The organism is Streptomyces sp. NPDC031479, assembly GCF_055581065.1.
This window is the reverse complement of the sequence record NZ_JBVIKC010000003.1, coordinates 70,477-90,080: the sequence shown is the minus strand read 5'-3', so window position 1 is coordinate 90,080 and position 19,604 is coordinate 70,477. Positions and strand designations below refer to the sequence as shown.

At 71.6% G+C, this 19,604-nt stretch carries 15 protein-coding genes; 7 read left to right on the top strand and 8 right to left on the bottom strand.

What is annotated here, in order from left to right:
* Positions 1 to 479 precede the first annotated feature (479 nt).
* From ACZ5D2_RS05335 to ACZ5D2_RS05325, 3 genes are all read left to right on the top strand, one after another.
* Positions 480 to 1,130 (top strand): DUF6230 family protein, encoded by a 651-nt coding sequence (locus ACZ5D2_RS05335; RefSeq protein ID WP_371676616.1) that lies wholly within the window; start codon positions 480 to 482, stop codon positions 1,128 to 1,130.
* Between the two features lie 103 nt (positions 1,131 to 1,233).
* On the top strand, positions 1,234 to 1,788 hold the full coding sequence (locus ACZ5D2_RS05330; RefSeq protein ID WP_371676615.1) for a DUF6114 domain-containing protein: 555 nt from the start codon (positions 1,234 to 1,236) through the stop codon (positions 1,786 to 1,788).
* Positions 1,778 to 3,097, top strand: coding sequence for a hypothetical protein (locus tag ACZ5D2_RS05325; protein ID WP_371681155.1), 1,320 nt, complete (start codon positions 1,778 to 1,780; stop codon positions 3,095 to 3,097). Before ACZ5D2_RS05330 ends, ACZ5D2_RS05325 begins: the two co-directional genes overlap by 11 nt.
* Before the next feature lie 72 nt (positions 3,098 to 3,169).
* Here the strand turns inward: ACZ5D2_RS05325 and ACZ5D2_RS05320 are convergent, their stop codons facing one another.
* The gene (locus tag ACZ5D2_RS05320; RefSeq protein ID WP_371676614.1) at positions 3,170 to 3,529 is read right to left on the bottom strand and encodes a hypothetical protein; all 360 of its coding nucleotides are present in this window, start codon (positions 3,527 to 3,529) and stop codon (positions 3,170 to 3,172) included.
* 17 nt (positions 3,530 to 3,546) lie between these two features.
* The gene (locus ACZ5D2_RS05315; RefSeq protein ID WP_468927350.1) at positions 3,547 to 5,496 is read right to left on the bottom strand and encodes a hypothetical protein; all 1,950 of its coding nucleotides are present in this window, start codon (positions 5,494 to 5,496) and stop codon (positions 3,547 to 3,549) included.
* Between the two features lie 402 nt (positions 5,497 to 5,898).
* Between ACZ5D2_RS05315 and ACZ5D2_RS05310 the strand changes: the two genes are divergently transcribed.
* On the top strand, positions 5,899 to 6,495 hold the full coding sequence (locus tag ACZ5D2_RS05310; protein ID WP_468927347.1) for a hypothetical protein: 597 nt from the start codon (positions 5,899 to 5,901) through the stop codon (positions 6,493 to 6,495).
* A gap of 1,131 nt (positions 6,496 to 7,626) precedes the next feature.
* Here the strand turns inward: ACZ5D2_RS05310 and pyk are convergent.
* From pyk to pta, 3 genes are all read right to left on the bottom strand, one after another.
* Positions 7,627 to 9,057, bottom strand: a complete 1,431-nt coding sequence (gene pyk, locus ACZ5D2_RS05305; protein WP_371676612.1) for a pyruvate kinase — start codon at positions 9,055 to 9,057, stop codon at positions 7,627 to 7,629.
* Positions 9,058 to 9,119: 62 nt separating this feature from the next.
* Entirely contained in the window at positions 9,120 to 10,334 is a 1,215-nt protein-coding gene (locus ACZ5D2_RS05300) for an acetate kinase (protein WP_371676611.1), read from the bottom strand.
* A 43-nt stretch (positions 10,335 to 10,377) separates the two neighbouring features.
* Entirely contained in the window at positions 10,378 to 12,468 is a 2,091-nt protein-coding gene (gene pta / locus ACZ5D2_RS05295) for a phosphate acetyltransferase (RefSeq protein ID WP_468927343.1), read from the bottom strand.
* Between the two features lie 312 nt (positions 12,469 to 12,780).
* Between pta and ACZ5D2_RS05290 the strand changes: the two genes are divergently transcribed.
* A complete protein-coding gene (locus ACZ5D2_RS05290) occupies positions 12,781 to 13,806 on the top strand; it encodes an ATP-dependent 6-phosphofructokinase (RefSeq protein ID WP_371676609.1) in 1,026 nt (341 codons plus the stop codon).
* A 116-nt stretch (positions 13,807 to 13,922) separates the two neighbouring features.
* On the opposite strand, the gene ACZ5D2_RS05285 is transcribed toward ACZ5D2_RS05290, so the two are convergent.
* The gene (locus ACZ5D2_RS05285) at positions 13,923 to 14,546 is read right to left on the bottom strand and encodes a helix-turn-helix domain-containing protein (protein WP_468927581.1); all 624 of its coding nucleotides are present in this window, start codon (positions 14,544 to 14,546) and stop codon (positions 13,923 to 13,925) included.
* 410 nt (positions 14,547 to 14,956) lie between these two features.
* Between ACZ5D2_RS05285 and ACZ5D2_RS05280 the strand changes: the two genes are divergently transcribed.
* Together ACZ5D2_RS05280 and ACZ5D2_RS05275 are read left to right on the top strand one after the other, a co-directional pair.
* Positions 14,957 to 15,373, top strand: coding sequence for a MerR family transcriptional regulator (locus tag ACZ5D2_RS05280; RefSeq protein ID WP_371676608.1), 417 nt, complete (start codon positions 14,957 to 14,959; stop codon positions 15,371 to 15,373).
* A gap of 36 nt (positions 15,374 to 15,409) precedes the next feature.
* Positions 15,410 to 15,769 carry a thioredoxin family protein gene (locus ACZ5D2_RS05275; RefSeq protein WP_371676607.1) on the top strand — a complete coding sequence of 120 codons (360 nt, stop codon included), beginning with the start codon at positions 15,410 to 15,412 and terminating at the stop codon, positions 15,767 to 15,769.
* Here the strand turns inward: ACZ5D2_RS05275 and glgB are convergent.
* Positions 15,759 to 18,053: a 1,4-alpha-glucan branching enzyme gene (glgB, locus tag ACZ5D2_RS05270; RefSeq protein ID WP_371676606.1), complete on the bottom strand. Its 2,295-nt coding sequence runs from the start codon at positions 18,051 to 18,053 to the stop codon at positions 15,759 to 15,761. The genes ACZ5D2_RS05275 and glgB overlap by 11 nt on opposite strands.
* Positions 18,050 to 19,492: a maltokinase N-terminal cap-like domain-containing protein gene (locus ACZ5D2_RS05265; protein ID WP_371676605.1), complete on the bottom strand. Its 1,443-nt coding sequence runs from the start codon at positions 19,490 to 19,492 to the stop codon at positions 18,050 to 18,052. Before ACZ5D2_RS05265 ends, glgB begins: the two co-directional genes overlap by 4 nt.
* Positions 19,493 to 19,604: the final 112 nt, after the last annotated feature.

The window sequence follows — 19,604 nt, the reverse complement described above, 5'->3', positions numbered from 1 at the left end:
AAAGCGAACCCCGTGAACTGTCCGGTTGGTTCGTTCTTCTCCCCTTCTGTCGTGGCCCTGGGTGACACCCTGTGTGGCCACTCGACGGCGGCCGGTCGCACCCCGGTTATCCAGCCGTTACCCGCCAGTAACGACCCCCCTTGTGCCCCGGCCGCGAATGGACCACGATCGGCGACGCTCGGTCCTTCCCGCAGAGCCGCTCATCCGGAGCCGCGGTGGAGGGTCCCCACCGGGCCGGCCGGTGGCAGTGGCACCGGCCGTGGGACAGGGGGGTCTCCACCACACCCGGCGGAGCCTGTCCTCCAGGTTGCGCGAACGCGTGGCCCAGTGGTTGTCGCTCGGGGGTGATCGCCGGTGTACGGGACGTGGCCCAGCCATACCCCGGCCTCCTGCGCTCCTTCCCGAGGACGTAGCACTTCTCCCATCCCAGGACGGGCACGGCCCGGACCGGAGATGTACGTCCGAGAAGGAGGAACGATATGAGTTCTCAGGTTCGTGGCGGGACCAGATGGAAGCGCTTCGCGCTCGTCATGGTGCCGAGCATCGCGGCCACGGCCGCGGTCGGTGTGGGTCTGGCGCAGGGAGCCCTCGCGGCGTCCTTCAGCGTCTCCGGCCAGGACTTCAAGGTCTCGGCCGACAAGCTCGACGGTGACGACCTGCTCCAGTACGGCAGCGTCGCCAAGGGCAAGGGTCTGGACGGCAAGGAGGCGGCCCACCCGGTCACCATCTCCGGGTTCCGCCGCGCCGAGATCACCAACATGTGCCAGTCCCTGGTCACCCCGATCCCCGGCCTGGGCCCCATCACGATGAGGCTCCAGACCGGCAACAAGGGCACGCCGGCGGTCGCGACGAACATCTACCTGGACGTCGCCGAGCTCGACACCGACGCCGAGTTCAAGGACCTGGACATCGGTGTCGCGGTCGGGGACGCGGCCGACAAGGACCACCCGACCGCACCGCAGGCCAACACGGTGGCCAACGGCGCCCTGTTCTCGCAGCGTGCCAAGAAGGCCGTGCTGACGAAGGTGCGTCAGAAGGCGTGGGCGACGACGGCGGGCACCTTCACGCTGCCCGACCTCAAGCTGCGTCTGCTCAGCGGCGACCAGCCGTGCTACCAGGACGAGAAGTAGTCGATCCCGGTCGAGCGACCGCGGGGGCGGGGGCGGACGCCGCCGTCCGCCCCCGCGGGCTCCACAGAGTTTCCGTACCACCGTTTCCAGGGAGCTGTTGTCCATGAACCCCCAGGCCCCGGTTCGCGCCGCAGACGACGCTTGGTTCACCGTGGTGTACTACCGCTTCCGTGCCTGGAGGGGGGAACGGCCCTTCTGGGCGGGTCTCTTCACCTCCCTTGGTGGCGTACCGATCGCCTACTTCCCGTACGCGGACCTCCGGCTGGGCAACATCACCATCGCGATGGCGACCACCGCCGGCGCGGGCTCGCTGATCATCGGCATCCTGCTGATCACCCTCGGCATCGCCCTCTGGTTCCAGCAGGGCATGCGGGTGTTCGCCGGTGTCGCCGCGATCCTCCTCGCGCTGGTCTCCCTGCCGGTGTCCAACCTGGGCGGTTTCTTCCTCGGATTCCTCTTCTCCCTGCTCGGCGGCGCGCTCGCGCTGTCCTGGGCCCCGGGGAAGCCGGTCGAGGAGGAGCCCGAGGCCGATGCGGAGGCCAAGGCTCAGGAGCCGGTGCACGGCCTCCTGGGGGTCCCGGGTCCCCGCGACGTGGAAACGGCTTACGCGACCGAGACCAATGCCCACGCCGATGGCGGGAGGAACAGTGCGGGGTGACGAGACGCAGAGGGGCGCGGCCCCTGGCGCAGAGTCCCGCGACAGGAAGGGCCCGCGCCACGCGGCGCCCAGGAAGTCGCTGCTGAACAAGCTCCAGATACCCGTCGGCAAGACGATGGCGCTGGCGGCGATGCCGACGGCGGTGTTCGTCGGGATGGGCATGGCCCCGAAGATGGCCCTGGCCGACGACAAGGACATCCCCTTCGCGCCCGGCCCGTGCGTGACCCGGTCCGACGAGCCGTCGGAGTCGGCCTCGCCGTCGCCGTCCAAGACGCCCTCGCCGAGCACGTCGCCCACCACGACGCCCTCGCCCGGTGCGAGCGGGGCCCCGAAGCCGGTCACCACCCCCGCGCCCGCCGCGTCCGGCTCCACCAAGAAGGAAGCGGACAAGCAGGTGCCCCCGGCGCCCAAGCCGTCCGCGAGCGCGAGCACCTCGCCCTCCCCGTCCCCTTCGGCGACCAAGAGCACGAACCCGCTCGACCCGCTGGGAGTGGGCGACGCCCTCAAGGGCCTCGTCGACTCGCTCGGCAGGCCGATCAAGGACGCGCAGAAGCCGGCCACCCCGGCGCCCGCGCCCACCCCGAGCGGCGCGACGAAGACCGCGGACCCGGCCGCGGACGCGATCCGCGACGCGGCGAAGAAGGCCGGCGTCGAGGTCAAGGAACTGCCCCAGGACGTCAAGGACACCGTCAAGACCCCGAAGGACGAGACGGGCAAGGCCGCCGACCCGAAGAAGACGGCCGACGAGACCGACCCCGAGGCCTCGCCGTCTCCCTCTCCCTCGGCCTCGGCGTCCACGGACCCTGACGGCAAGCAGCCCTTCCCGTGCCCCACCCTCGACGCCAAGGCCTTGGCCGACGCGAAGCTGGAGCAGGGCATCCCGCTGCTGCCGGACGAGCCCTGGTACCTCGACAGCTCGCTGCTGACCCTCTACGGCCTGGACTACGCGGGCATCGTCGAGGTGAAGACGGCGGGCGGCAAGGTCAAGAAGGTCCTGAAGTTCACCGCGGACTCCCTGGACATCAAGGACCTCTACCAGACGGTCGGAACGGGCAACAACATCGCGCACCTGAAGTCCCGCCCGGGCTCCACGTCCAAGATCCGCGGGGCCAAGGTGACCATGTACACCGAGAGCCTCAAGGGCAACCTCTTTGGCCTCATCCCGATCGAGTTCACCCCGAACAGCCCGCCGCCCCTGAACGTCCCCTTCGCGTTCTTCACGAACGTCAAGGTCGTCCAGGCCGGCCAGTTCGGCGGCAACCTCACCGTCCCGGGCCTGAGGAACTACATCGGCCCGGCGGAGAAGTAGCCGCGTACGCCGTACACGGATGTGGCCCGCACCCCCGAGGGGGTGCGGGCCACAACCTGTTGCGGTGCAGGGTCAGGAAACGGCCCCGGTGCCGTTCGGCGGATCCAGGAGGTCGGCCTTCGCCTGGAGGTCCTCGGCGATGTCGTCCCAGTCGGGGCCGAAGGCGAGGAGGTCGTCCGCGGCCTCGCGCAGCAGTGGGGCGTCGTCCGGTCGCTGCAGGCAGGCGATCCGGTAGGCCAGGTTCCGGGCCCACGGCGGCAGCCCGATGAAGTTCTCGGCCTTCAGCGTGCGCAGCATGGAGAGGATCTCGTCCGGGCCGGCGTAGATGATCTTCTCGACGTACTCGAACTCGGCGAGGCCGAACTGCTCGGGCGTCACGTCCGGATTGTCCTCGGGGACGACTCCGCGCCCCAGTTTCATCAGATCTGTCACGGTGTTTCCCTGTCCGGTCACAGTGCGATTTGGTAGTACGTCGACAAGGAGATCTTGTCCGGTCCGACCTTGAAGATGTGCCCCATGATCCTGATGCCGTCGATCGTGACGTCCAGTTTCTGCAGCCCCTCCATGCTTCCGCCCTTACCCATGTGCTCCAGAGTCTTGAGGATAAGAGCCTTTTCGATGTCATCGGGGTTCAGGTGCGTCGTGTCCAGAGCCGGGAAGGCCACCTCGCCCTTCCTGGCGTCGTGGGCCCGGTGGAAGGCGTGGCCAGTGCTGATCGTCCACTTCCAGCCGCCGGCTTCGACGGCCCGCTTGAGGAGTGTGGGACTCAGGCCCGCGGCGCTGGTGATGCGGAAGGCGCCGAATTCCATGCGCGCGCCGATCATCGCGATCGGCTTCAACCGCGCCAGTGTCTGGGCGGCGGCCTCCGTCGTAGCGAAGAACTTGCCCAGGCCGGTCGCGATCTTGGCCACGGCCACCGCGAGCTGCGGGATCTTCAGTACCGAGGCACCGATGAGGACCACGTTCAGTGCCGTCCACAGGCAGCTCTCCACGTCCAGTGTGGAGAAGCACTTCCTCGCGTCGGTGATGCCCAGGACGTCGAGGAGGATCTGGCCGCCGTTCTCGATCACCCAGTCGATCACGTCCATGTTGGCCGCGGCCAGGGCGGCGCGGTACTCGTCCACGCAGGCCTGTCCACAGGCCTTGCGCAGTGCGTCCTCCTGGCTCAGGTTCAGATCGGCCCCGCCGTAGCCGGGACCGCCGTTGGACTTGGCAGCGTCGAGCTGGTGAGCCCGTAGCTCCTCTTCCCACTTGCGGTAGGCCTCTTCGGCCCGGCCCGCCGACGCGTCCGCGTCTTTCGCGGACTGCTGGGCGTTGGCGGCGGCGCCTTCGGCTGCCTTCGCGTCGGACTCGGCCTTGGTGGCCGTGCTGCTCGCTGCGTCGGCGTCCTTGGTCGCGGCGTTCGCCGCGGTACGGGCGTTGGCGGCGCTCTTCTCGGCCTCGGTGGCCTCGCTGTTCGCGCCCGCCGCCTCGCTCGCGGCATCCCTCGACGCGTTGCCGGCGAGGACGACCTCGGCTCCGGCCTGGGAGTTGTACTCCGTCGTCTTGGTGTCCGCCGTCTTCGCGGCGGAGGCGGCAGCCGCCGCCGTGGCGGCGGAGGCGCGCGCCGCGGCCACCGACTTCAGGGCCGCGGCCGTGTCCGCGGCGGCGGCCGCGGCCGCCTGCGCGGCGAGCTTGGCGTCGCCGCTCGCCTTGTCGGCGAGCGCCTTGGCGTCGGCCGCTGCCTTGGTGGCCTCGTTGGACTTCGCGGTTGCCGCGGCCGCCTGCTGGTCGGCGAGGGGCTTGGCCGTCTGCCCGATCAGGACCGCGAAGGCCGCCGCCGAGTCCGACTCGCGGTACGGGGTGCCCGTCGCGATGGCGGTGTTGGCCGGCTTGACCGCCTCCGCGGCGGAGTCGCGGGCCGCCACGGCCGCCTGCGAGGTGGCGAAGGCGTACCCGGCGGTGACCACGGACCAGGCCGCGGTCTTCTCGGCCTCGGCCTTCGCGGCGGTGGCGTCCTTCCTGGCCTGGGCCGTGGCGGCCTGGGCCTTCTTGGCCTCCTGTTCCGCCTTGACGGCGTTCGCGGACGCGGCGTCCGAGGCGTCGATGGCCTCGGCGGCCGCGGCGTGCGCGGTCTGGGCGGCCGCGTAGCTGTTCCACCACTGCGAGTTCGCGTTGTCGTACGCGGCCTGTGCGCGGGCGGCGGCGCCTTCGGCGCGGGTGGCGGCGGCGCGGGCGTCGACCGCCGCGGTGCCCGCCTCGTCGGCGGCGGTACGTGCCCGGCCCGCCGCCCCCTTCGCGTCGTTGGCGGCGGTACGGGCCTCCGTCGCGGCCTTGCGGCTGTCGCCGGCTGCGGCCGTGCCCTCGGAGGCGGCCGCCGCGGACTCCAGGGCGGCGGCGCGGGCGTCTTTCGCCCGCATCGTGCGTTCGGCCTCGGCAGCGCCGTCGCGGGCGAGGGCGGCCTTGGTTTCGGCGGCCTCGGCGGCGTCCCGCTTGTCCGCCGCGGTGTCGCCCGCGCTCTCGGCCGCGGTGCGGGCCTTGGCGGCCGCCTCGCGTTCGGTGGTGGCCCGGCCCTCGGCCGCCAGGGCCTTGTTCCGTGCCGCCGTCGCCTTCGCGTGCTCCGCCTTGGCGACGTCGCGTTCCTGCTCCGCCTTGACGCGCTGTGCCTTGGCGTTCTCCGCAGCGGTCTTGGCCGTGGCCTGAGCGGTCTCGGCCTTCGTCTGGGCGGCCTTCGCCTTGGTGGCGTTGTCGGCGGCTTCCTTCGCCTGGGCCGCGGCGGAGTCGGCCGCCGCCTTGGCCTGGGCGGCGCTTCCTGGGCGGCGATGCGGCGGAACTCGGTGTTCAGGGCGTGCGACTGGGTCTGCGCCAGCGCGTACAGGGTCTTGCTGTCCGCGACGGTCGCCTTCGCGGCGTTCGACGCGGTCAGCGAGGCCTTGGCGGCGGCCTCGGCGGCGGCGGCCGAGGCCTTGGCGACCTGGACGGACTGCTGCGCGAACAGCAGGCCGCGCCCGCGCGGGGTCTTGGCGACGTCGGCGATGGCCCAGGCGGAGCTCTGGGCGACGCCCGCCTTGTCGGACGCCGTCCTGGCGGCGGCCGACGCGGTCGCCGCCGTCTTCGCCTGGTCGGCGGCCTTGGTGCGGGCCGTCCCCAGGTCCTTGGTGGCCTGGGTGAAGACGGACGCGGCGGGTCGGCCCGACGCGTTCGCCGGCTGGTCCCCCCAGTACTTCTGCCAGGTCAGGATCTGGTCGGCGAGCCATGCCTGGCCGAGCGACTCGATCATGGCCTCGGTGGCCTTGCGGGCCTCCGTGGCCGCCGCGACCTCGGCGTTGACGATCTCGTTGCGCGGCGTCTTCTGGGTGGCGTACTCCTGCTCCCACTCCAGGTGCGCGGTCACGACGATCGGGGACATGACCCGGTAGTAGTCGACCGGGTTGAGGCTGTCACAGGAGCCCCAGGCGGCCTTCAGGGCCTCTACCTCCAGGCGGAACTCGACCGAGTCCTCGGCCGGGGCCTGCTTCATGAAGCCGCCGAGGCGCAGGTAGCGGGCGACATCGCTGGCGGTGGTGGCGCCGTAGTTGTACTCGGTCTTGTCGGCGTCGCTCAGCATGGAGTCGGCGACGAAGTCCAGGTTCGGGTCCTGGCCCTTGAGCGTGGCGGCGAGAGCCCTGGCCTTGTCCGCCGTGGCCTTGGACGCCAGCGCGTGGCCGTCGCCGCCCAGCTGGTAGTAGAGGTCACGCTGGGGGCCCAGGGTGAAGGCGACGATGTCCTTGTCGAACTGCGGGGCGTACTGCGGGATGCCCGCGGCGGTGCCGGACTTCCAGTACGGGTAGTTCGAGGCCTCCCAGCGTTCGCGACGCTCGGCGGACGCGACGGGGGAGCCTTCGCGGGAGTCCCGGTCCTTGAACATCGCCTGGCGCAGGGGGTCCATGCCCGTGCCCATGGCGGTTGCCGCGGCGAGCTCCGCCGGGGTGCCGGTGAGGGCCTTGGCGGCGACGCCCTTCATCTCGGGACCGCCGATGTGCAGGGCGAAGCCGCCCGCGCAGCGGTGGAGGCGGTCCTGGACGCCCAGGCTGATGGGCCGGTAGGCCGGCTCGTCGTCCGGCGGGATTTCCACGGCCGAGGCCGGGGCGGCACTGATGAGGCCGGCCAGCAGGGCGGCGCTGGTGGCCACGGCGGTGCTGGCGAGGCCGCGCCTCACGGTGGCCCGAACTCTCGGGCTCCGGCCCCTCAAAAGGGTCGATCTTTGCACGTGCCTGCCTGTTCTTCGGAGCGAAGTGAACAGCCCGAAGGAAGGCTCAAGTGTTTGTATGCGCTGGTCAGGCGCGTGTGATGAGTTCTCTGCCTTCCCCCGAGGCGTGAACGGACAGTGTCATGATCAGACTTACCGCCGGTAGCGTGTTTTCGGCCATTCCTACCCGACGGTAGGAATTGCACAGGAAACGTGCAGGGAATGCACAGGATCGGCAGGCCCGGAGACGCACCGAGGGCGGCACCCCGAGCGAATCGGGGTGCCGCCCTCGGTCTCCGTGCGGCAGAGTCCGGTCGGTGGGTCAGGCCTGGGAGGCGTTGCCCAGGTGGTGGACGCGGACCATGTTGGTCGTGCCCGGGACGCCGGGGGGCGAGCCGGCGGTGATGATCATGGTGTCGCCGGAGGCGTAGCGGCCCAGCTTGAGCAGCTCGCCGTCCACCAGGTCGACCATCGCGTCCGTGTTGTCCACGTGCGGGACGACGTAGGAGTCGACGCCCCAGCTCAGGGTGAGCTGGTTGCGGGTGTTCACGTCCGTGGTGAAGGCCATGATCGGCTGCGTGGCGCGGTAGCGCGACAGACGGCGGGCCGTGTCACCGGACTGGGTGAAGGCGATGAGCGCCTTGCCGTCGAGGAAGTCCGCGATCTCGCAGGCCGCGCGGGCGACGGAGCCGCCCTGGGTGCGCGGCTTCTTGCCCTGGACCAGCGGCTGGAGGCCCTTGGAGAGCAGCTCCTCCTCGGCCGCCGCGACGATCTTCGACATCGTCTTGACGGTCTCGATGGGGTACGCGCCCACCGAGGACTCCGCGGAGAGCATGACCGCGTCGGCCCCGTCCAGGATCGCGTTGGCCACGTCGGAGGCCTCGGCGCGGGTCGGGCGGGAGTTGGTGATCATCGACTCCATCATCTGGGTCGCGACGATCACCGGCTTGGCGTTGCGGCGGCACATCTCGATGAGCCGCTTCTGGACCATCGGGACCTTTTCGAGCGGGTACTCGACGGCGAGGTCGCCGCGGGCCACCATGACCGCGTCGAAGGCGTCGACGACCGCCGCCATGTTCTCGACGGCCTGGGGCTTCTCGACCTTGGCGATGACGGGGACCCGGCGGCCCTCCTCGTCCATCACCTTGTGGACGTCCTTGACGTCGTTGGCGTCGCGGACGAAGGAGAGGGCGACCATGTCGCAGCCCATCCGCAGGGCGAAGCGCAGGTCGTCGACGTCCTTCTCCGACAGGGCGGGGACGTTCACGGCGGCACCCGGAAGGTTGATGCCCTTGTGGTCCGAGATCACACCGCCCTCGATGACGATGGTCTTGACCCGCGGGCCCTCGACCTCCGTCACCCGCAGTTCGACGTTGCCGTCGTTGATCAGGATCTGGTCACCCATGGCGACGTCGCCCGGGAGGCCCTTGTAGGTGGTGCCGCAGATGGACTTGTCGCCCGGGACGTCCTCGGTGGTGATGGTGAACTCGTCACCGCGCACCAGCTCGACGGGACCCTCGGCGAAGGTCTCCAGACGGATCTTCGGGCCCTGGAGGTCGGCGAGCACGCCGACCGCGCGCCCGGTGTCCTCGGAGACCTTCCGGACGCGGTCGTACCGCTCCTGGTGTTCTGCCTGGGATCCGTGGCTGAAGTTGAATCGGGCCACGTTCATACCTGCCTCGATGAGCGCTTTCAGCTGCTCATACGAGTCGACGGCGGGGCCCAGCGTGCAGACGATTTTGGAACGGCGCATGAAGCGGATCCTATCCGTTTGTTTCGTAGCGGAATATTCCGTCTGGTGGAAAGTCCAAGTGACTACTGGGTAACCAGCGCGTACGCCTGAGTGGCGATCTCCAGTTCCTCATCGGTCGGGACCACGGCCACGGCCACCCGGGCGTACTCCGCCGACACCAGCCGGGGCTCGGCGGACCGGACGGCATTGGCTTCGGGGTCCAGCACGAGACCCAGCTCTTCCAGTCCCGCCACCGCAGCCTCCCGGACGCCGGCCGCGTTCTCCCCGACGCCCGCCGTGAACGCCACCGCGTCCACCCGGCCGAGTACCGCCGTATAGGCGCCGATGTACTTCTTCAGACGGTGCACGTACGCGGCCAGCGCGAGCCGGGCCGCCGGGTCGCCTCCGTCCGCCCGCCGCTGCACCTCGCGCATGTCGTTGTCGCCGCACAGACCCAGCAGACCGCTCTTCTTGTTCAGCAGCGAGTCGATCTCGTCGACGGACAGGCCGCCGACCCGGGCCAGGTGGAAGACGACCGCGGGGTCCACGTCGCCCGAACGGGTCCCCATGACCAGGCCCTCCAGCGGGGTCAGGCCCATCGAGGTCTCCTCGCACACCCCGCCCCGGACGGCCGAGGCGGAGGCCCCGTTGCCCAGGTGGAGCACGATCACGTTGACGTCCTCGACCGGCTTGCCCAGCAGCGCCGCCGTCGCCCGGGAGACGTAGGCGTGCGAGGTGCCGTGGAAGCCGTAGCGCCGGATGGCGTACTTGTCGGCCGTCGCCGCGTCGATCGCGTACCGGGCCACGTGCTCCGGCATCGTCGAGTGGAAGGCCGTGTCGAAGACGGCGACCTGCGGGACGTCCGCGCGCAGCGAGCGGGCCACCTCGATGCCGGTCACGTTCGCCGGGTTGTGCAGCGGGGCCAGCGGGATCAGGCTGCGGATCTCCGCGAGCACCTCGTCGTCGATCACCGTCGGCTGCGTGAAGCGGGTCCCGCCGTGCACCACCCGGTGCCCGACCGCGGCCAGCTCCGGGGAGTCCAGGCCCGTGCCGTCGGCGGCCAGCTCCGCGGCGACCGCCTTCAGGGCGGCCTCGTGGTCGGCGATCGGGCCGAGCCGCTCGCGCCTGCCGGCCGCGGCGCCGGGGCCGCTGAGGGGTTCGTGCACGAGCCGGGAGGTCTCCTCACCGATCCGCTCCACCAGCCCCGCCGCGAGGCGGGACCGGTCCGCCATGTCGAGGAGCTGGTACTTGACCGACGAGGAGCCGGAGTTGAGGACGAGTACGCGCGATGCGGTCACGGTGGCGGTCTTTCCTTCGTGCGGACGGACGGACGGAGGGAGGTCAGGCGGAGGCGGACGGCGCGCCCTGGGACTGCGCCTGGATCGCGGTGATGGCCACGGTGGTGACGATGTCCTGCACCAGCGCGCCCCGCGAGAGGTCGTTGACCGGCTTGCGCAGACCCTGGAGCACCGGGCCGACCGCGACGGCGCCCGCCGAACGCTGCACGGCCTTGTACGTGTTGTTGCCCGTGTTGAGGTCGGGGAAGATCAGCACGCTCGCCCGGCCGGCCACCTCGGAGTCCGGCAGCTTGGTCGCCGCGACCGACGGTTCCACCGCGGCGTCGTACTGGATCGGACCCTCCACGGCCAGGTCGGGACGCCGCGCGCGGACGATCTCGGTGGCCTTGCGGACCTTGTCCACGTCCGCGCCCGAACCGGAGGTGCCGGTCGAGTACGAGAGCATCGCGATCCGCGGCTCCACGCCGAAGGCGGCGGCGGTCGCGGCGGACTGGACGGCGATGTCGGCGAGCTGCTCGGCGTTCGGGTCCGGGTTGACGGCGCAGTCGCCGTAGACGAGGACCTTGTCTGCCAGGCACATGAAGAAGACCGAGGAGACGATCGAGGCCTCCGGCTTGGTCTTGATGATCTCGAAGGCCGGACGGATGGTCGCGGCGGTGGAGTGCACCGAGCCGGAGACCATGCCGTCGGCGAGCCCCTGCTGGACCATCAGGGTGCCGAAGTAGTTGACGTCGGTGACCACGTCGGCGGCCAGTTCGACGGTCATGCCCTTGTGGGCGCGGGCCTGCGCGTAGTACTCGGAGAACCGTTCCCGCAGGGGCGAGGTCGCCGGGTCGATCAGCTGCGCGCCCGAGATGTCGAGGCCCAGGTCGCCGGCCTTCTTCAGGATCGCCTGCTCCTCGCCCAGCAGGGTCAGGTCGCAGACCCCGCGGCGCAGCACCACGTCGGCCGCGCGCAGCACGCGCTCCTCGGTGCCCTCGGGCAGTACGACGCGACGCCGCTCGGAGCGGGCCCGCTCCAGCAGCTCGTGCTCGAACATCATCGGGGTGACCCGCTCGGACCGCGCCACGGACAGCAGCCCGCGCAGTTCGGCGGTGTCCACGTGCCGTTCGAAGAGACCGAGGGCCGTCTCCAGCTTGCGCGGGGTCGCGGAGTTCAACCGGCTCTGCAGCGAGAAGAGTTCGGCGGCCGTCGGGAAGCTGTTGCCGGCCACCGACACCACCGGGGTGCCCGGTGCCAGCTTCGAGGCCAGGGTCAGGACCTCGTCGGTCGGGCGCTCGTTCAGGGTCAGCAGCACGCCCGCGATCGGCGGGGTCCCGGAGGTGTGCGCGGCCAGCGCCCCCACGACCAGGTCCGAGCGGTCCCCGGGGGTGACGACCAGGCAGCCGGGGGTCAGGGCGTTCAGGAAGTTCGGCAGCATCGCGCCGCCGAAGACGAAGTCCAGGGCGTCGCGCGCCAGCCCGGCCTCGTCACCGAGGAGCACCTCGCCGCCGAGCGCCCGGGTGATCTGGGCGACGGTGGGGGCCGACAGGGACTTGTCGTCGGGCAGCACGTAGCAGGGCACCGGCAGCCGGGCCGCGAGCCGCTCGGCTATGACGTCGCGGTCCTCGGGGGCCACCCGGTTGACGACCATCGCCACGACGTGGCAGCCCAGGCTCTCGTAGGCCCGGTGGGCGTTGCGCGCCTCGGCGCGCACGGCCTCGGCGGGGTGCTTGGTGCCGCCCACCACGGGGACGACGACGGCGCCGAGCTCGTTGGCGAGCCGGGCGTTCAGCGCGAGCTCGTCCGGGAGGTTCGTGTCGGCGTAGTCGGTGCCGAGGACCAGCATGACCTCGTAGTCGCGGGCCACCCGGTGGTAGCGGTCGACCAGCCGGGACACCAGCTCGTCGGTGCCCCTCTCGGCGAGGATCGCGGAGGCCTCCTCGTACTCCATGCCGTACGCCGTCGCGGCGTCCTGGTCGATCCGGTAGCGGGCCTTGAGGAGGTCGAAGAGCCGGTCGGGGCCGTCGTGCAGCAGCGGCCGGTACACGCCGACCCGGCCCGTCTGACGCGTCAGGAGCTCCATGATCCCCAGCTCGACGACCTGGCGGCCGTCCCCCCGCTCGATACCGGTCACGTACACGCTGCGCGTCACGCGTGCTCTCCGTCCCATGATGTGTGTGCCGGGCCGGCCCCGCCGCGGAGCGGGGAGATCTTCGACCCGGTTGTCCCGATTGATGCGGGCTTGACCTCTTGACAATACCTCTGTGGATGGATAGGGCGCCCGCCGGGCAAAAGGCCTGGCGGGGAGGGTCGAAAGGCCCGGTGGGCGGATCGGCGCGGCGAGCACACCCTCCTCGGACCGTGGAACAATCGGACGGGGTACACCATTACGCCCTTCATCTTGTACGGCCGTACGCCCGCACGCGCCCGGCCGGGTACGACCAGGAGCAGGAGACACAGCACGATGCGTATCGGAGTTCTCACCGCAGGCGGCGACTGTCCGGGCCTGAACGCTGTCATCCGGTCGGTCGTACACCGTGCCGTGGTCGGTCACGGGGACGAGGTCATCGGTTTCGAAGATGGTTTCAAGGGCCTCCTCGACGGTCACTACCGCCCCCTCGACATCAACGCCGTCAGCGGCATCCTGGCCCGCGGCGGCACCATCCTCGGCTCGGCGCGCATGGAGCGCGCCCGGCTCCACGAAGCGGCCGAGAACGCGGCCGAGTTGGCCCGGCGCTACGAGATCGACGCGCTGATCCCGATCGGCGGCGAGGGCACCCTGACGGCCGCCCGGATGCTGTCCGAAGCCGGGATGCCGGTGGTCGGCGTGCCGAAGACCATCGACAACGACATCTCCGCCACCGACCGCACCTTCGGCTTCGACACCGCCGTCATGGTCGCCACCGAGGCCATCGACCGCCTCAAGACCACCGCCGAATCGCACCAGCGCGTGATGGTGGTCGAGGTCATGGGCCGCCACGCGGGCTGGATCGCCCTGGAGTCGGGCATGGCCGGCGGCGCCCACGGCATCTGCCTGCCGGAGCGCCCGTTCGAGGTGGAAGCCCTGGCCAAGATGGTGGAGGAACGATTCGCCCGGGGCAAGAAGTTCGCCGTCATCTGCGTGGCGGAGGGCGCGCATCCGGCCGAGGGGTCCATGCCGTACGAGAAGGGTGCGATCGACGCCTACGGCCACGAGCGCTTCGCCGGCATCGGCAACCGCCTCGCCGTCGAGCTGGAGCACCGCCTGGGCAAGGAGGCCCGCCCGGTCATCCTCGGCCACGTCCAGCGCGGCGGCACCCCCACCGCCTACGACCGCGTCCTCGCGACCCGCTTCGGCTGGCACGCGGTGGAGGCCGTCCACCGCGGCGACTACGGCAACATGACCGCCCTGCGCGGCACCGACATCGTGATGGCCCCGCTCGCCCACGCGGTCACCGAGCTGAAGACCGTCCCGGAGAACCGGATGTACGAGGCCGAGTCGGTCTTCTGACCCGGTCCGACAGGCCCGGCCCATCGGGACCTTCGACCCCACTCGCGCGCCGAACGGCCCCGGGCGTCTCCCTCGTGGAGCGCCCGGGGCCGTTTCGTCGCAGGAGGGAGTGTGGCCTATCCCGCACCGCCGGCCAGCGCCCAGAACCGGTCCACGATCTCCGCGAGGAACTCCCGGCCCGCGTCCCCGGTCCCGGCCGCGCCCCCGCCGCCGCCCCAGCTCAGGGTGGCCACCATCCGCGACTGGTAGTCGTTGTGCATCGTCTCCAGGACCCGCTCCAGATGGGCCTTGGGCACCGGCAGCAGCTTGGCCAGCGGTTTCGTGTACGCCTGCCAGCGGGTGGTGACCGCGCTGCGCAGCAGTCCGGCGAGCTCCTCCTCCTTGCCGGTCGCCGCCACGAACTGGGCCAGGGTCAGGCCGAGCACCGAGGCGAGGGCCGCGGACTGCCGTTCGTTGCCCTTCCAGCGCCCGGTGTCCTCCATCTTCTGGTACGCGTTCGCGTCCAGCCCGATCCGCCGGGCCAGGTCGTCGGGGTCCAGGCCGCGCGCCATGCGGTGTTCGCGCAGGGAGACGGGCTCGGCGAGCAGTTCGCCCGGGGCGCACCAGAGCACGCCGGCGAGCGCCGTGAGCTCGGTGGCGCTGGGGGACTGTTCCCCCCGCTCCCACGCCATCACGGTTTCGGGCGGGACGAGCAGTCCGTACTGGGCGCGCAGGCCATAGGCGACATGACCGGGAGCCATGCCCAGGGCCGCGCGCAGACGACGCGCGGCGGGGGCATTGAAAGGTGGGCTGGAGTGCACATGGCACACCGTAGGAGTGGCCGAGGCGTGGCGACTACCAACCAATCAAACAAGCTCATAACTCGTAGGAAAGTCCTATGGAGTTTGACGCTTTAGGCCGGTTTCCCTGCGACTGTCCGGTAATCGGATTAAGAGAAGATCCAATATCAGCGTACGGATTCAGCCACTCCATTTCAGGTGTCTTCCGCACACTCGTGGAGTGATCCCCGTCACAGGTCCCGAACCGGACATCCACCCCGTACGTGATCCATAACGGGGACCCTCGCACACGGGGGTGGCGAGGGTCCCCGGAATTCCCCGCCCGTGCCCGCCCTTGCCTTGACGTCGGCGTCAAGCCCTACGGTCGTTCCATGCGCATCGGCGAACTGGCGAAGCAGGCCGGGACCAGCACACGGACCCTCAGGTACTACGAATCACGCGGGCTGCTGGCCGCCCGGCGGACCGGCAACGGCTACCGCGACTACGACGAGGGCGACCTGAGGCTGCTGCGGCAGATCCGCATCCTCCAGGACTTCGGCTTCGAACTGGAGGAGACCCGCCCCTTCGTCGACTGCCTGCGCGCCGGCCATCCGGCCGGGGATTCCTGCCCGGCCTCCCTCGCCGTCTACCGGCGCAAGCTCGACGAGCTCGACGGCCTCATCGGCCAGCTCGCCGGCGTCCGCGAGCAGGTCGCCCGGCAGCTGGCCGCCGCCGAGGAGGCAGCCGGCAGCGCCGCCGGCCAGGGCGCCGGGGAACCGCCCGCGCCGCGCTGCGAGATGACCGGCTGACCCACGACCGCACCACCCGCACGAGAGGGGAACCACATGACCCACGCCCACGGCGTACCCGAAGTGACCGACACCGACTTCACCGCGGAGGTACTGGAGGAACGGGGCCGGCCCGTCCTGGTGGAGTTCACCGCGGACTGGTGCGGACCCTGCCGCCAGCTCGCCCCCGTCCTGTCCGCCGTCGCGGCCGAGGAGGCGGACCGACTGAAGGTCGTCCAGATCGACGTCGACCGCAACCCGGCCACCGCCGCCCGCTACGGGGTCCTGGCCGCCCCGACGCTGTTCGTCTTCCGGGGCGGCGAGCCCGTCCGCCAGATGGTCGGCGCCCGCGCCAAGCGGAAGCTGCTCCAGGAACTCGAAGAGCACCTGGAGCAGCGCCCGGTCGCTACGGCCTGAGCCAGACCGTCGCCATCGGCGGGAGCGTCATCCGCAGGCTCACCGCACGCCCCTGGGCCGGCACCGGCTCGGGGCGCAGCGCACGGGCGTGGTGGACGCCGCTCCCGCCGTACGGTTCGAGGTCGGTGTTGAGGACCTCGCGCCACTGACCCACCTCCTGCGGCACCCCGATCCGGTAGCCGTGCCGCACCACCGGGGAGAAGTTCGACACGCACAGCAGCGGCGAGCCGTCCCGCGCGAACCGGAGGAACGCGAACACGTTGTCGTCGGCGGCGTCCGACTCCACCCACGCGAAGCCCTCCGGCACGCTGTCCCGCTCCCACAGCGCCGGCGAGGCCGTGTACGTGCGGTTCAGGTCGCGCACCAGGTTCCGTACGCCCAGGTGGTCACCGGCCGCCGGGTACGAGGAATCCAGCACCCACCAGTCCGGGCCGTACGTCTCGGACCACTCCGAACCCTGCGCGAACTCCTGCCCCATGAACAACAGCTGCTTGCCCGGATGGGCCCACATGAAGCCCAGGTAGGCGCGGTGCGTGGCCCGCTGCTGCCACCAGTCACCGGGCATCTTCGACACCAGCGAACGCTTGCCGTGCACCACCTCGTCGTGCGAGATCGGCAGCACGTAGTTCTCGCTGAAGGCGTACACCATCCCGAAGGTCATGTCGTGGTGGTGGTACTTGCGGTGCACCGGCTCCTTCGACACGTACCGCAGCGTGTCGTGCATCCAGCCCATGTTCCACTTCAGCCCGAAGCCCAGCCCGCCCGCGTCCGTCGGCCGCGTGACCCCGTCCCAGGCGGTCGACTCCTCCGCGATCGTCATCACCCCCGGGCAGCGCCGGTACACCGTCGCGTTCATCTCCTGGAGCAGCGCCACCGCGTCCAGGTCCTCCCGGCCGCCGTGCGCGTTCGGCGACCAGTCGCCCTCCTCGCGCGAGTAGTCCAGGTACAGCATCGAGGCCACCGCGTCCACGCGCAGCCCGTCCACGTGGAACTCCTGGCACCAGTACACGGCGTTGGCGACCAGGAAGTTGCGGACCTCCTTGCGGCCGTAGTCGAACTCCAGCGTCCCCCAGTCCGGGTGCGCCGCCCGGCGCGGGTCCTGGTGCTCGTACAGCGGCCGCCCGTCGAACTCGGCCAGCGCCCAGTCGTCGCGCGGGAAGTGCGCGGGGACCCAGTCGACGATCACCCCGATCCCGGCCCGGTGCAGCGCGTCGACGAGGAAGCGGAAGTCGTCCGGCGTGCCCATCCGCGAGGTCGGCGCGTAGAACCCGGTGACCTGGTAGCCCCAGGACCCGCCGAAGGGGTGCTCGGCGACCGGCATCAGCTCCACGTGCGTGAACCCCAGCTCCTTCACGTACGCCGGCAGCTGCTCCGCCAGCTGCCGGTACGAGAGCCCCGGCCGCCAGGACGCCAGGTGCAGCTCGTACACCGACAGCGGCGCCTGGTGCGGCGCCCGCGCCCCGCGCCGCGCCATCCACTCCGCGTCCTGCCACACGTACCGGGAGGCGGTCACGATCGAGGCGTTGGCCGGCGGGACCTCCGCGTACCGGGCCATCGGGTCGGCGCGCAGCGTGTGGCCGCCGTCCGGGCGCGTGATCTCGTACTTGTACAGGGCGCCCTCGGCCACCCCCGGCAGGAACAGCTCCCACACGCCGCTCGCGCCCAGCGAGCGCATCGGGTACGCGACCGCGTCCCAGTACGAGAAGTCCCCGGTCACCCGCACGCCCAGGGCGTTGGGCGCCCACACCGTGAACCGGGTGCCCGCCACCCCCTGGTGCTCCATCGGCTGCGAGCCGAGCGCCGTCCACAGCTCCTCGTGCCGGCCCTCGCCGATCAGGTGCAGGTCCAGCTCGCCGAGGGCGGGCAGGAACCGGTAGGGGTCGTGGACCTCGATCTCGTCGCTGTCGTACGTCACCAGGAGCCGGTAGTCCGGCACCCCGGTCAGCGGCAGCAGCCCGGAGAACAGCCCGTCCCCCTCGTCGAGGAGCTCCGCCCGCAGCCCCTTGGCTACCACCGTGACGGCCTTCGCGTACGGGCGCAGCACCCGGAAGGCCACCCCGCCGCGCTGCGTGCGGGCCCCCAGCACCGCGTGCGGGTCGTGGTGGCGGCCCTCCAGCAGCCGGGCCCGTTCCTCCGCCGCCAGCGCGGGGGCCGGCCGCACCCCGTGGGGCGGGGCGGCGCGGCGGGCCCGGGGGGTGCGGGACCCCTTCGGTGCGGCCGGAGCGGCGGGCTCGGGTGCGGCCTTGTCGCGGACGGTCGGTGACGGCTGTCGTGCGGCGCTCACGCGAGCGGCCTCCTCGGGGGCTTCGGGTGGGGGTGGGGAGTGGTGCCGGGGGTGACCGGCGGGGGCATGCGGTGGGCGGGTCGCTGGGGTTCCGACAGCCGGCGGATCGCCGCCATCGGGACGTGCAGCCAGTCGGGGCGGTGCCGGGACTCGTAGCGGGCCTCGTACACCGCCTTGTCGGTCTCGTACGCGCGCAGCAGCACCGGGTCCTCGCGGGGGTCGCGGCCGGTGGTGCGGGCGTAGCCCTCGCAGAACGCGGACCGGCAGGCATCCGCCCAGGCGGGGGCGAACGGCCGGTGCGAGCGGGCGGCGTAGTCGAAGGAGCGCAGTATCCCGGCGATGTCGCGCACGGCCGGTTCGGGCCGGCGCCGGTCGGCCAGCGGCCGCGCGGGCTCCCCCTCGAAGTCGATCAGCGCCCAGCTGCCGTCGGCGGTGCGCAGGGTCTGTCCCAGGTGCAGGTCGCCGTGGATGCGCTGGGCGGGTACCCCGGCGCCCCGGGAGGCGGCCAGCGCGTCGAAGGCCCCGCGCAGCCCGGCCTCGTAGGGCTGGAGGGCGGGTACCTCGCGGACGGTGGCGGCGAGCCGTGCGGTCATACCGGCGGCGAGCCGGGCCGTCTGCTCGGGGCCGAGCGCCAGGGTGGGCAGGGCGGCGGCGAGGGCGCTGTGCACCTCGGCGGTGGCCCGGCCCAGCGCGTGCGCCTCGGCCGTGAAGTCGGCCCCGGCGCCGAGCCGGCGCAGCGCCAGCTGCCAGCCGTCGTCGGAGCCGCGCAGGTAGGGCTGGAGGACGCCCAGGGTCAACGGTTCTCCACCGGGCAGTTCGGCCTCGTACCAGGCGACGGGCGCGGGCACCCGGGCGCAGCCGGCGGCGGCCAGCGCTCTGGGCAGCTCCAGGTCGGGGTTGACCCCGGGGCCGACCCGGCGGAACACCTTCAGGATGTACGAATCCCCGTAGATCAGCGAGGAGTTGGTCTGCTCGCCGGACAGCGGCCGGGGGGTGAGCCCGGCCGGGACCGGGGCCCCGGGGTCCCGGTCGAAGCGCAGCGGCCCCAGGGCGCCGGGGGAGCGCAGCCGCTCCAGCAGCATCGAGGCGAGCCGGGGGTCGCCCAGCGCCTCGTAGACCGTGCGGCCGGTGTACGGCCCGGACTCGACGTGCCCGATCAGGGCGGGGCCGAGGGCGGGCGGCAGGGGCGACGGGCGGATCCCGAGCAGGAGTTGGTAGCAGTCCCCGTCCACGTCGAGGAGCAGGTGCAGCAGGCCGGGGGTGGATCCCGGCGGCAGCAGTTCGGCCGCGGAGACGGCCCTGAGCCTGCTGATGGCGCGGCCCTTGCCCGCGAACCAGCGCTGGGCGGGCAGCCAGGCCCGCAGCATCGGTTCCAGCGGGGCGATCCCGGCGGCCCGGTCGGCCGTCAGCCGGCTCCGGGCGGATGCAGCCTCCGACATGGCGTCGCGTCCTTTCCCCGGGCCGTCACAGAATGCGCAGAGTGTCCCGGATGCGCGGCAGTTGCTTCCCCGGTATGGGCGAGTGTCGGGTCAGGATGATCCGTACAGGGGC